A 12632-nucleotide genomic window follows, 5' to 3' on the forward strand; every position below is an offset into this window, starting at 1 on the left:
GTATATAATAACATTATGTTATTAACAAAAGGAGTGTACCCATGCCTAACCAACCGTTAACTGATGCGAACGGCTTGAACGAGGAGCAATTCCTGAAGAATTATCAGGCAGGCAGCTATGAACGTCCCTCGGTCACGGTCGATATGCTGATCTTCACCGTGATGGAGGAGGAGCAGAATAATTACCGCAAGCTGGCGGAGAAGTCTCTGCAGCTGTTGCTGATTCAGCGCGGGGAGCATCCTTTTCTGGGACAGTGGGCTTTGCCCGGAGGGTTCGTCGGGATTAACGAGAGTGTAGAGGAAGCCGCCCGCAGGGAGCTGTACAGCGAGACGAACATCGATAATATCTATATGGAGCAGTTGTATACCTGGGGCGATGTGAAGCGTGATCCGCGCATGCGGGTCATTAGCTGTTCCTATATGGCGCTGGTGGACCGCAAGTCCCTGAGTGTTCAGGCCGGGGATGATGCCGCCGATGCAGCCTGGTTCGAGGTGTCGTATCATGTGCTGGAGACCCGCCGTGAGGTCGTGGAGCAGGACATCCTTCAGGAGACCCTGGTTGAGATTACCTTGCAGAATGAGCAGAACAAGCTCAGCGGGGTGGTGAAGCTGACGGAGACGATCCAGGGGCATGTCCGCCGGATGGAGCGGGAGATTGTGCGCAGCATGGGGTTTTCTTTTGACCATCTGCTTATGATTCAGTATGCGATTGAGCGCCTGCGCGGCAAAGTGGAATATACAGATATCATCTTCAATCTCATGCCGCCGCTGTTCACCTTGTCCGAGCTGCAGCGCGTGTATGAGATTATTCTCGGCAAGGAGCTGCTCGCCGCCGCCTTCCGCCGCAAGATTGCGGAGCGGGTCATCGAGACCGACCAGAGTACCCGGGATGCCGGACACCGCCCGTCGAAGCTGTACCGGTACAATCCCGAGTGGAATTTATTTTGAGAGTAGCAAGCCCGTCCTGTCCACCGTCCTGTGATGTTGTTAATAGAACTTTCATGTGGAAAAGCGGACAATAAATTATATTTTGAATATGTAATTTATGGAAAAGGACAGGGTGAGCCAATGATCAGCTGGAAAGATTCGTATGATATCGGTGTAGAGAAGATTGACTGCCAGCACAGACAGCTTCTGGTGAAGCTGAATGATTTCTTCGATGCGTGCAGCAACCAGCAGGGCAAAGAGAAGATCGAAGAGACACTGAAGTTCCTCAAGGAGTATACGGTGGAGCATTTCGGCAGTGAAGAGCAGCTGATGAAGGATATCGACTTTCCTGAGCTGACGGAGCATCAGAAGACACACGCTGAATTCGTGCAGACGGTGCTGGATCTGGAGGAGACGATCAAGACCAAGGGCGTATCCGTATTGTCCACGATCAAGCTGAACCGGACGCTGACGGATTGGCTGATCAACCATATTCACAAATGTGACAAGCTCATCGGCGCCTGCATCGCGGCCAAGGGCAACCAGGCGGTATAACTGTATAGCGGAACAAGGAGATGCCGGGAGGCATTTCTTTTTATATATTGGCTGATGTGGAGTTCGGACCTGTAATGGCGGGTTTGAGGGCGCGTGGACGAAATGTAATCGAAAAACCGATCACATTAGGCTAAAGGGGAGGATCATCATGGATTGCCTGGGCTGCAGAATTGCGAACGGGGTGGAGCCCGGCCTGAATATCGTTTATGAGAATAAATACATCACCTGTGTGCTCGATATCGATCCGTTCAATGAAGGGCATACGCTGATTCTGCCGAAAAAGCATTATTGGGATGTCGATGAGATGGATGCGGAAACGGCACACGCTGTTATGGAGGCCTCACAGAAGCTCTCCGCCCTGCTCAAACGCTTGTACCAGCCGGATGGAATCCGAATCATTGCCGATGGCGGTACATTCAACGATCTGACCCACTATCACATGCATGTGCTGCCCCGCTACGAGGGAGACGGGCTATTGTGGGGCGAACCGCTGCACCCGGATGGAGCTGGGGAACGGTTGGAGGAGACCAGGCGGAGAATGGTGGAAGCATTGGAGGTGCTGACCATGAAAGAGCCAATGCTGAAAAAAGCGATGGACACGCTGGAGTTTCTCAGCCAGGATGCGGCCGCGCGAATGGCTTATGATGCCCGAATGAAGGCACTGAGCGATGAGCATTCCCGTATTGAAGGAGCCAAGGCGGAGACAAGTAAAGAAATTGCCATCAGACTTCTGAACAGAGGCATAGACCTGCAAACCATCTCGGAAGCCACCGGGCTGTCCCTTGAAGAAATTAAGGCATTGAGCCAGTAACCGGTAGCAGCGAGTTTGCTTACAATCATTTAATAATTTTACGTTTTCCATTGACGGCAGCCGCAGGGCTGTTTTTCTTTTTGCACAAGCTGGACGCAGCTTTATCACAGGCAGGCAGCGGAATTTATACCTGGTGAATACTTTGTGATATGATTTGAGATAGAACGTATAGAAACTTACTTTAGGGGAGTGGATAGGGTGAAAAACTTACGGATGCTGGCCGGGGCTGCGGTCATGGTGCTGGTGCTGGGACTTGTTAATTTCTATATTGGATGGCATCTGTGGGTTCTGCTCCGGGAATGGAGTCCGGGGATTCATGCAGCTCTGTACTGGACGGTGTTTCTCGTCTTTGCCTTCTCATATATCCTGGGCAGAATTCCGCTGCCGCAGCCGCTGCGGCCGGTGGGCCGGCTGTTCAAGGTAATCGGCTCCTATTATCTGGCCTGTATGGAGTTCGCCGTGATCATGCTGCCGCTGGCCGATCTGCTCTATGGCGTGCTGGTGTTGGCAGGCGCGGATCTCTCTGCTTACGTAACTGAAGCTGGTGCGACGCTGCTTGTATTGCTGGCGCTTTTCCTGATCTGGGGCTCACGCAATGCCTGGAGTACGGTGGTGCGGACGCACCGGCTGCAGGTGGATAAGTCCATCGGAACCAGCGTTCCGCTGACGGTTGCGGTCGCGTCTGACCTGCATCTGGGCAATATTGTCGGCAACCGCCACCTGCGCCGGATGGTAGAGCGGATCAACGCGATGCAGCCGGATATCGTTCTGCTGGCCGGGGATGTGCTGGATGACAGCATTGAGCCTTTTCTCCGCAATCGGATGGAGCAGCAGCTGAAGCAGCTTAAGGCCCGTCATGGGGTGTATGCAGTGCTGGGAAACCATGAGTATTATGGCGGTTCAATCACACAGTATACGGAAGTGATGCAGAGCATCGGCATTAAGGTGCTGCAGGATGAAGTGGTGGAGACTTCCGGAGTGTACGTGGTAGGGCGCAAGGACAAGACAGCGGAGGCGATCGCCGGCGGACGGCTCAGCGTGGAGGCACTTCTCACGGGAGTGGACCGCAGCAAGCCGATTCTGATGATGGACCATCAGCCGACCGGCTTCGGGGCAGCGTCTGAGGCTGGTGTAGATGTGCTGCTGTCAGGGCATACCCACCGCGGACAGATTGCCCCGAATCACTGGATTACGAGACGGCTGTTTGAACTGGATTGGGGTTATCTGCTCAAAAACAAGCTGCATGTCATCGTCTCCTCCGGCTACGGCACCTGGGGTCCGCCGATCCGGCTGGCCAGCCGTTCGGAGCTGATCAAGCTGGAGATTGTGCTGGAGGGCAGCAAGAGCTACGGCGGAGAAAAGTCAACACCTGCGGCTAAGCCTGTATTGATTTAACTATACTCTATCTTCAAGCCCCTGGACTTCCGTGTGAAGCTCAGGGGTTTTTTTGTGCACAGCTGGCAGTCGAATTCACTTATAGGCTTTGACAACTGGTCCCGGATCAGCTAATCTATGTGTAAATATAGTTAAGCTATTAACTAAATGGAGCTGAGTGCAAACAAATGGGTGATTTACAGCAATATGTACTGGAGCTGCCGCTTGCTAATGAGCTGTTCTTCGCTCTGGTGGAAGCGACCGCAGGTGCAGTCGCTGTGTCTGAGCGGTATTGGCAGGCGCAAGGCTTGAATGGTGCACGTATCCGCGTATTGGTGGAGATTGCAAAGCACGGGGGAACGATCCTGCCCTCGCTGCTCGCCAGCAGAATTGGAGTCACCAAAGCGAATATCAGCCTTCTGCTGACTCCGCTGGAGAAGGAAGGCTATATCACGCGGGCGGCTCATGCGGAGGATGGGCGCAAAACCGTCATATCGCTGACCGGAGCAGGACAAGAGCTGCTGTTGGAGCAGCTCCCGGGGAACCGGGAAGCAGTGGCGGCGGTCATGAACCGGCTGGACGAAGCAGAGCAGCGCAAATTGCTGGAGCTGCTGCACAAGCTGGGCCAAGTATGAACATGTAGTGGAGGAGGAGTACTCAATGAAAATATTAATTACCGGAGCCGCCGGGCAGTTGGGCAGCCAGATTATTGAGCAGCTGCGCCACCGTATTCCCGTTGGTCAGATCGTGGCTGGGGTCCGAAGGGTAGAGCTGGCCGGCCCTCTAAAAGAGCAAGGCATAGAGGTTCGTTACATGGACTATGACGATCCTGAATCATTGGAGACGGCTGTTCACGGGATTTCCCGGCTGCTGCTGATTTCCAGCCCGCATCAGGATGACAGCGTGCGCCTGACCCAGCACAAGCAGGTCATTGCAGCGGCGAAGGCTGGCGGAGTGAAGCATCTGCTCTATACGGGGCTTGCCTTCTCCGGGTGGACAGCCGGCAAGGATACGCCGGACAATGTGCACGCCCTAACGGAGCAGGCTATTGTGGCGTCCGGGCTGGAGTATACTTTTTTGCGTAATGGGCTGTATATGGATTTCGTAGTGGTGCTGGGGTTGAAGGAGGCCATGTCCAAGGGTGAGCTGGTTACAGCGCCGGGTGCGTGGGCATTCAACTCGGTAACACGGGCCGACCTGGCGCTTGCGGCAGCGGTTGTGCTTGGCAGTGAAGCTTCCGGCAATCAGGTATATGAGCTGGCCGCACCGCAGACATGGAATTTTGCTGACCTGGCAGCGGTACTGGCAGAGGCCGGTGGAAGAAAGGTGGTACACCGTGAGGATGCTGGCGTGCAGCACTGGATTTATGCTTTTCTGAGCAGATTGGATACGTTCTCCACCTCGCGCGATCTGGAGCAGCTGATGGGCCGGCCTGTAACACCTCTCAAAGAGAGCATTCTTCCATTCCTGGAGTAGCTGCGGTTGTCAGCGGCAGGGTTTGTTGCTAGTATGATGTCATTGATCAGGAAGCCGGAAGGAGAATACATCGCTTGAAAAAAATATTGGTAGCCGACGACGACGTTCATATCCGCACGCTCCTGCGGCATGTGCTGATGAGAGAGGGGTATCTGGTGGCGGAAGCCGGTGACGGCCGGGAAGCGACCGCACTGATGAAGGAGCAGACAGTGGATCTGGCGGTGGTGGATGTGATGATGCCGCATATGGATGGTCTGGAGCTGTGTGCGCATATCCGCGAGACCTATGACATTCCCATCATTCTGCTGACTGCCCGCCAGCAGCTCAGCGACAAGGAGCAGGGCTATCTGCGCGGGACAGATGATTATGTCACCAAGCCGTTTGAGCCGGAGGAGCTGCTGTTCCGCATCAAGGCGTTGTTCCGCCGCTATTCCATTGCCTCCGATGACAGAATCCGTCTAAACTCCATCGTTATAGACCGCAAAAATTACGAGATCAGCGACGGAACAGACGTGCTGCTGCTGCCGGTCAAGGAGTTCGAGCTGCTGGCCCAGCTGGCCCAGTATCCGGGACGTCTGTTCTCGCGCGGGGAGCTGATCGAACTGGTCTGGGGCTCAGATTATGAGGGGGATGAGCGGACGGTGGATGTACATATCAAGCGGTTACGGCAGCGGTTCAGCGGGTATCAGGAGGATTTTGTGATCCGCACCGTGCGGGGGATCGGCTACAAAGTGGATCTGGTGAATGCATGAGATCGCTCTATGTAAGAATGAGTATGGTCTTCTGCTCGGTGATTATCATCAGCAGTGTGCTGGGATTCCTGGCCTCGAATCTCTATTACCAGTCGCAGATCAAGCCGAAGAATGATGCCAAGCTGACCCGGATGGCGGTCGGGCTGCAGCAGTTCATTGAGGATCACCCGGATGCGGTAGAGGAATATCTCCTGAGCACCGCTTCGCTGGGGTATAAGATGTATCTGGTGAATGCGGACGGGGAAGAGCGCTTTTATGGTCTGCCTTTTCGCAAAAATGATCTCCGGAAGGAAGATTTACGCAGCGTATTGGGCGGAGAGATCTACCATGGGGTAGGCAATTTCCCCGGGCAGCTGTTCGTGACGGGCTTCTTCGACAATCAGCTAAGCAACTCCATAGGGGTGCCTGTGCATATCAACGGGGAGACGTATGCCTTGTTCATGCGGCCGGATGCCCAGGTGCAGTTCGGGGAGCTGCGGATCTTTTTTGTCGTGCTGATTGCGGTTATCATCCTGCTGAGCCTCTGGTTCGTGCTGATCAGTGTGCTTCATGTGGTGAAGCCGATCACCCGGTTAACCGAAGCCACGAAGAAAATCTCCATGGGCAGATACGACATCAAGCTCTATACTGCCCGGCGCGACGAGATCGGCCAGCTTGCTTCGCATTTCATGAAGATGAGCCGGGAGCTGGAGCGGACGAACCGGGCCCGGCAGGATTTTGTCGCCAATGTCTCGCATGAGATTGAATCTCCGTTAACCTCCATCCAGGGCTTCGCCCATACGCTGCAGGACAACACTCTGCCTGAGGCCCAGCGGCTGGAGTACCTCCAGATTATCGGGGAAGAGAGCCGGCGGCTGTCTCTGCTCAGCAAGCAGCTCCTTACCTTGTCCTCGCTCGATTATGATGAACATGCCCTGCAGAAGACGGGCTTCAATCTGCGCGCCCAGCTGCGCCAGGTCATTCAGATTATGGAGTGGCATCTGACGGAGAAGGGGCTTGCCGTAAGGCTGCACGCCGGTGAGCTCACGCTTGAGGGAGATCCTAATCTGCTGTATCAGGTGTGGATGAATCTGGTGTCCAATGCCATCAAATACACCCCGGCCGGAGGGACGATCAGCATTAACGCACATCAGGAGGCGGATCAGTGTATTGTTACGGTGACGGATACCGGGGAGGGCATTCCAGCGGACCAGCTGCCGATGATCTTCGACCGGTTCTACAAGGTGGATCAGTCGCGCTCCCGTGAGCGTAACAGCAGCGGACTGGGACTGGCCATCGCCCAGAAGATTATTCAGGCGCATCACGGGACGATTGAGGTGACCAGTGTTCTTGGCGAGGGAACTACGTTTACCGTCTCACTGCCCTGCCACCCTGCCGCTATATAGATTGAGGTAGACATCCGTAAAACTGATGAAAGCTGCGGAGGGGAATTTGGAACTGTCTATTATTCAATCTATATAGTGTAATTCTGAATTCATACTCCGTTCATTTTCGCTCCTTACACTGTGGATATACAGATTAGAAGGAGTGGTAGTATGTTTCTGGCTCTACGGGAGATGAGGCACTCCAAAGCGCGTTACGGCCTCATTATGGTGATTATGCTGCTGGTATCGTTCCTGGTGCTTTTCGTAACCGGCCTGGCGCGAGGGTTATCCTATGCCAATATTTCAGCGCTGCAAAATATGCCTGCCTCCTACTTCGCGGTGCAGAGCGACGCGGATCATACGTTCAGGCGTTCACAGTTAGGCGATACGGAGCTTGCCGCTGCCCGGACAGTAGCCGGGGAGGCCAAGGCCACCCCGCTTGGCGTGCAGACCAGCACGATTACGGCTGCCGGTGCGGATGTGAAGGCGGATGTTACTTTTTTTGCGGTGGATATGAAGGGAATGCTGGCGCCAAAAGTAACGGAGGGTGCAGGGCTGACCAATGAGGCTCAGGGCAGTGCTGTTGCCGATACCAAGCTGAAGCAGTCCGGTGTTACACTGGGCAGCACGATCCGGGATCAGGCCTCCGGCATGAGCTGGACGGTAACCGGGTTCGTGAAGGACAGCTCGTACAGCCATACCCCGGTCGTCTACATTAATTCGAAGGACTGGCAGGCGATGAAGCAGGGAGCGGTTCAGGCTGGCGGCGGCTCAGGCATTGCCCCATATAATGTAATCGCGCTGGATGTAACAGCGGCTCAAGCTGCACAGATTGCAGATCAGCAAAAGTCGGTAGAAGTGATTACACTGAAGCAGGCGATTTCGAGCGTTCCCGGGTATGCCGCCGAGCAGAATTCGCTGCTGATGATGATTGTGTTCCTGTTCGTGATTGCTGCTGTAGTTCTGGCGGTATTCTTCTATGTGATCACGATCCAGAAGACCAGCCAGTTCGGCATCCTGAAGGCGATGGGGACGAAGATGTCATATCTGGCCTGGAGTGTGGTCGGTCAAGTCATGCTTCTGTCCATAACCAGTCTGGTGCTGGGCATGCTGCTGACGCTGGGTATGAATATGGGCCTGCCGGACACGATGCCGTTTGAGCTGGATGGACAGACGATGCTGCTGACAAGCTTGTTATTTATCGGCATGTCGCTGCTGGGCTCGCTGATTTCGGTAGTAAGAGTAGCCAAGGTGGACGCCTTGGAAGCGATAGGGAGGTCTGGAGCATGAGCGCCAAGCTAGTGATGAGACAAGTGACCAAGACCTACGGGGACGGAGACGGGGCGATGACGGTCTTGAATAATCTGAATCTTACCGTGAATGAGGGCGAATTCGTTGCGGTTCTGGGACCCTCAGGCTCCGGCAAAAGCACCTTCCTCTCCACAGCCGGCGCCCTGCTCACCCCTACCAGCGGAGACATTATTCTCGACGGTGAACCGCTCGGGAACAAAGACAAGGGAGAGCTTACAGAGCTTAGGCTGCAACGCATCGGCTTCATGTTCCAGAGCGCGCAGCTGCTGCCTTACCTGAAGGTGGAGGAACAGCTGCTCTACGTAGCGAAGCTGGCAAAGCTGAGTACGAAGGAAGCGAAGGTCCGCGCGGCTGACCTGCTGAAGCGGCTGGGCATCTGGGAGCGCCGCAACCATTACCCGGAGCAGCTGTCGGGCGGCGAGAAGCAGCGGGTGGCTATCGCCCGGGCATGGATGAACAAGCCCGCGATCCTGTTCGCAGATGAGCCGACCGCGAGTCTGGACTACAGCCGCGGCCGGGAAGTGGTGCAGATGATCGCAGACGAGGTGCGCAGCGAAGGCAAGGCCGCCGTGATGGTCACCCATGATGAACGGATGCTGGAGTGGTGCAGCCGGGTGCTGCATCTGGCGGATGGTGTGCTGGTAGAAGCGTAAGGGTGTGGACGGAATCATATGAAAAACCTGAACCTTGTTAACTAAGGTTCAGGTTTTTTGTGTGTATAGCGCAGGCCTACACGCCAGAGTATGCCATAAATCCGCCATCGACGGGGATGGTGACTCCGGTTACGAACCCGGACATGCGCTCATCGGCCAGCCAGAGCAGGGTGCCGAGCAGATCCTCCGGTGTGCCGAAGCGGCGCATCGGGGTCTGGGAGAGGATGCGCCGCGAACGCCCGGTCAGCTCGCCCTCACTGTCCATCAGCAGCTGCTCATTCTGCGCGGTGACGAAGAAGCCGGGAGCAATGGCATTCACGCGGATTCCGGCTTCGGCGAGATGGACGGCAAGCCATTGAGTGAAATTATTGACCCCTGCTTTGGCGGCGCTGTAGGCCGGGACCTTGGTCAATGGTGAAACGGCGCTCATGGAGGAGATGTTAATGACCGAAGCTCCTTGTCGTCCAAGCATCTGTCTGGCGAAGATTTGGGTTGGAATCAAGGTTCCGGTCAGATTCAGGTCGAACACCTTACGGAAGCCGTCCGCCGGCAGGTCGAAGAAGGAGATGATATCGGGATTGTCCAGATCTCCGTCCTCCAGCGTCTCCTTGGTGGTGATCGCCGATGGCTGATTGCCTCCGGCTCCGTTGATGAGCAGGTCGCAGGGTCCCCAGTGCCCCCGGACAGCCTCCGCAGCCTGTTGCACGCTCCCGGCATCCATGACATCGCAAGCCAGGGCCAGCGCCTGGCCGCCGCTGGAGATAATCTGCCCGGCGAGTGCGGTGCCTTTGGCTTCTGTCCGGTTCAGGATGGCGACCTTCGCGCCTTGGCGGGCCAGTTCTAACGCCATGGCGCTGCAGAGCGCCCCGGCTCCTCCGGTAATAACAGCGGTTTTGCCTGCAAGTGCAGGCTGTAAAGCCAACTCTGACATAACGGTCCAACCCCTTCTATGATGTAATGGTCGTTCTCTGCTTGTAATATTGGGGATACTTCTCCATCAGCATCTCCTGGTCGGCGATCGTCAGTGCCATATGCTCCTGCATAATCTGGTCGCCTTGCGCGATATTATGCTGCTCGATGGCTTCATATAAGCAATAATGCTGCTGGTACAGATGCTCCCAGTTATGGTCTGCGGTGAGCTTCAGCATCCGGCTGCGGTTCAGGTGGATCTTGATCTGCTGGATGACTTCCCAGGTGTTTCGTTTGCCGGTCCCCATGAAGATAACATGATGGAACTCTTCATCCAGCATGAACATCTCCTTGTAGTCCTGATCCTCGATGCACAGCTTCTGCTTGTCCAGATTAGCCTTCAGATCGATGAGGCTTCTGGATTGAAAAGCATTGCAGGCCTCCCGGATCACCGCCCGCTCCAGATGCTCGCGCATGAAGCGGGCTTCTTCGACGAGCTCCGAATCAATCAGCGAGACCACGGTTCCGCGCTGGGGGTAGACCGCCAGCAGACCCTCCTGGGCCAGACGGACGAAGCTCTCCCTGACAGGGGTGCGGCTGACATTGAACTTGAGCGAAATTTCCTTCTCCGATATAGCGGTTCCTGGAGGAAGCTCCAGCAGCAGAATCTGATTCTTCAGGGAACGATACACGATGTCCCTTGTGGATACGGCTTGTGTACTGATGGTGTAATCCATCGTGTAACCTCCTGTATAAGTTTGTTGGAAGCACTACCATACTACCATACTTGTATGGTAGTATGGTAGTGCTAACCGGCAGAGCACTCTGCCATCCGTTATGAACAGTATAACGGAACACAAATATGAATGACGAGAGGCTGGAGAACACATTGAGTACCTCATCTTTTATTCATGACGATTGGCTGTTATTGAGTCCAAGTGCGCAGACCCTGTATCATGATTATGCCAGCAAGATGCCGATTTACGATTTTCACAGCCACCTGAATCCCCGGGAGATCAGCAGCAACCGCAGGTTCCGCAATATTGCCGATCTCGCCCTTTCCGGTGACCATTACAAATGGCGGGCCCTCCGCTGGCTCGGCATTGATGAACAGCTCATTACCGGAGATGCCTCTGACAAGGATAAGTTCATGGCCTGGGCCCGCTCGCTGCCCGAGATGGCGGGGAATCCGCTGTACCATTGGACCCATCTGGAGCTGAAGCGCTATTTCGGCATTGACGAGCTGCTCTCCGCAGATACAGCCGAGAGTGTCTGGGAACGTTGCAATGAGCAATTGCAGGGAGATGATCTGACGACCCATGGCATCCTGAAGAAATTCAAGGTGAATGTCGTGTGCACAACAGATGATCCCGTCGATTCGCTGGAGGATCATATCCGGATCAGGGATGACCGTACGCTTGAGACCGTCGTTGCCCCTACCTTCAGACCGGACCGGGCGCTGAATATCCGTGATGCAGGCTTCAACGAATATATAGCTCTGCTTGGTGAAGCCGCCGGGGTGGAGATCAGCAGTTACTCTAAGTTCATCCGGGCGGTGACGGCACGGATCGATTACTTCCATAAGCACGGCTGCCGCCTGTCGGACCAGGCCTTCGGAGAGCTTCCGCATGCCCCTTCGACAGAGCATGAAGCAGCGTACATCTTCGCCCGCGCCATCAAGGGCGAGGAGATCAGCGCCTTGGAGGAGCAGAAATTCCAATGCTTCACCCTGCTTCAATTGGGCCGCTTATATCATGAGCGCGGCTGGAGTATGCAGCTGCACATCGGCGCGCTCCGCAACAATAACTCGCGGATGTTCAGCAGCCTCGGCAGAGATAGCGGCTTCGATTCCATTCTCGACTTCAACATGGCCCGCAGCCTCAACGCGCTTCTGAACGAACTGGATGCCAGCGGACAGCTGCCGAAGACCATTGTCTATACACTGAATCCATCCCAATATGAGATGATCGCCTCGGCCATCGGCAACTTCCAGGGCTCCGGCATTAAAGGCAAGGTGCAGATGGGCTCCGGCTGGTGGTTCCATGACCAGAAGGAAGGGATGCTCCAGCAATTGAAGGCGCTGTCCAGCATCGGCCTAATCAGCCCGTTTGTCGGCATGCTGACCGATTCCAGAAGCTTCCTCTCCTTCACGCGGCATGAATACTTCCGGCGTATTCTTTGCAATCTGTTCGGCACCTGGATCGAAGAAGGCGATCTGCCGCGCGACTACGCCTGGGTAGGCCGGATGGTCGAGAACATCTGTTACAACAATGCCGATGCCTATTTCGGGATTAAATAAGCTTTTCAGCAGGTCTCCGGTTTGGGGGCCTGCTATTTTTTTGTAGATAACGTTACAACTGAGTCGCAGCTAATTTCCCAAGGCACGTGGACCCAATGTATGCGAAAAACCGAATACATTCGGCGCGGGGGAGGCACGTGGACCAAATGTATGCGAAAAAATGAACACATTCGGCGCGGGGGAGGCACATGGACCAAATGTA

The 12632-nt window shown here is 55.1% G+C and carries 13 protein-coding genes; 11 read left to right on the forward strand and 2 right to left on the reverse strand.

Annotated features, from left to right (window positions below):
- Window positions 1–41: 41 nt before the first annotated feature.
- The 10 genes from MHI24_RS30845 (at window position 42) to MHI24_RS30890 (ending at window position 9222) form a co-directional block, all read left to right on the forward strand.
- On the forward strand, window positions 42–947 hold the full coding sequence (locus MHI24_RS30845; protein WP_340023368.1) for an NUDIX domain-containing protein: 906 nt from the start codon (window positions 42–44) through the stop codon (window positions 945–947).
- Window positions 948–1067: 120 nt separating this feature from the next.
- A complete protein-coding gene (locus MHI24_RS30850) occupies window positions 1068–1481 on the forward strand; it encodes a bacteriohemerythrin (protein WP_340023369.1) in 414 nt (137 codons plus the stop codon).
- A gap of 148 nt (window positions 1482–1629) precedes the next feature.
- The gene (locus MHI24_RS30855; protein ID WP_340023370.1) at window positions 1630–2292 is read left to right on the forward strand and encodes an HIT domain-containing protein; all 663 of its coding nucleotides are present in this window, start codon (window positions 1630–1632) and stop codon (window positions 2290–2292) included.
- 198 nt (window positions 2293–2490) lie between these two features.
- Window positions 2491–3687: a metallophosphoesterase gene (locus tag MHI24_RS30860; protein ID WP_340023371.1), complete on the forward strand. Its 1197-nt coding sequence runs from the start codon at window positions 2491–2493 to the stop codon at window positions 3685–3687.
- Window positions 3688–3854: 167 nt separating this feature from the next.
- The gene (locus MHI24_RS30865) at window positions 3855–4301 is read left to right on the forward strand and encodes a MarR family transcriptional regulator (protein ID WP_340023372.1); all 447 of its coding nucleotides are present in this window, start codon (window positions 3855–3857) and stop codon (window positions 4299–4301) included.
- A gap of 25 nt (window positions 4302–4326) precedes the next feature.
- Window positions 4327–5142 (forward strand): NmrA family NAD(P)-binding protein, encoded by an 816-nt coding sequence (locus MHI24_RS30870; protein WP_340023373.1) that lies wholly within the window; start codon window positions 4327–4329, stop codon window positions 5140–5142.
- Window positions 5143–5216: 74 nt separating this feature from the next.
- Window positions 5217–5894: a response regulator transcription factor gene (locus MHI24_RS30875; protein WP_340023374.1), complete on the forward strand. Its 678-nt coding sequence runs from the start codon at window positions 5217–5219 to the stop codon at window positions 5892–5894.
- Complete coding sequence (locus MHI24_RS30880) at window positions 5891–7279, forward strand: HAMP domain-containing sensor histidine kinase (protein WP_340023375.1); 1389 nt, start codon at window positions 5891–5893, stop codon at window positions 7277–7279. Before MHI24_RS30875 ends, MHI24_RS30880 begins: the two co-directional genes overlap by 4 nt.
- A gap of 150 nt (window positions 7280–7429) precedes the next feature.
- Window positions 7430–8548 (forward strand): ABC transporter permease, encoded by a 1119-nt coding sequence (locus MHI24_RS30885; protein ID WP_340023376.1) that lies wholly within the window; start codon window positions 7430–7432, stop codon window positions 8546–8548.
- The gene (locus MHI24_RS30890; RefSeq protein WP_340023377.1) at window positions 8545–9222 is read left to right on the forward strand and encodes an ABC transporter ATP-binding protein; all 678 of its coding nucleotides are present in this window, start codon (window positions 8545–8547) and stop codon (window positions 9220–9222) included. The genes MHI24_RS30885 and MHI24_RS30890 overlap by 4 nt, the downstream gene beginning before the upstream one ends.
- Window positions 9223–9298: 76 nt before the next feature.
- On the opposite strand, the gene MHI24_RS30895 is transcribed toward MHI24_RS30890, so the two are convergent.
- Window positions 9299–10153, reverse strand: coding sequence for an SDR family oxidoreductase (locus MHI24_RS30895; RefSeq protein WP_340023378.1), 855 nt, complete (start codon window positions 10151–10153; stop codon window positions 9299–9301).
- 16 nt (window positions 10154–10169) lie between these two features.
- A complete protein-coding gene (locus MHI24_RS30900; protein WP_340023379.1) occupies window positions 10170–10868 on the reverse strand; it encodes a GntR family transcriptional regulator in 699 nt (232 codons plus the stop codon).
- A gap of 152 nt (window positions 10869–11020) precedes the next feature.
- On the opposite strand from MHI24_RS30900, the gene uxaC reads away from it, so the two are divergent.
- Entirely contained in the window at window positions 11021–12430 is a 1410-nt protein-coding gene (gene uxaC / locus MHI24_RS30905; protein ID WP_340023380.1) for a glucuronate isomerase, read from the forward strand.
- Window positions 12431–12632: the final 202 nt, after the last annotated feature.

It is taken from the genome of Paenibacillus sp. FSL K6-1096, assembly GCF_037977055.1.
Lineage (GTDB): Bacteria > Bacillota > Bacilli > Paenibacillales > Paenibacillaceae > Paenibacillus_AQ.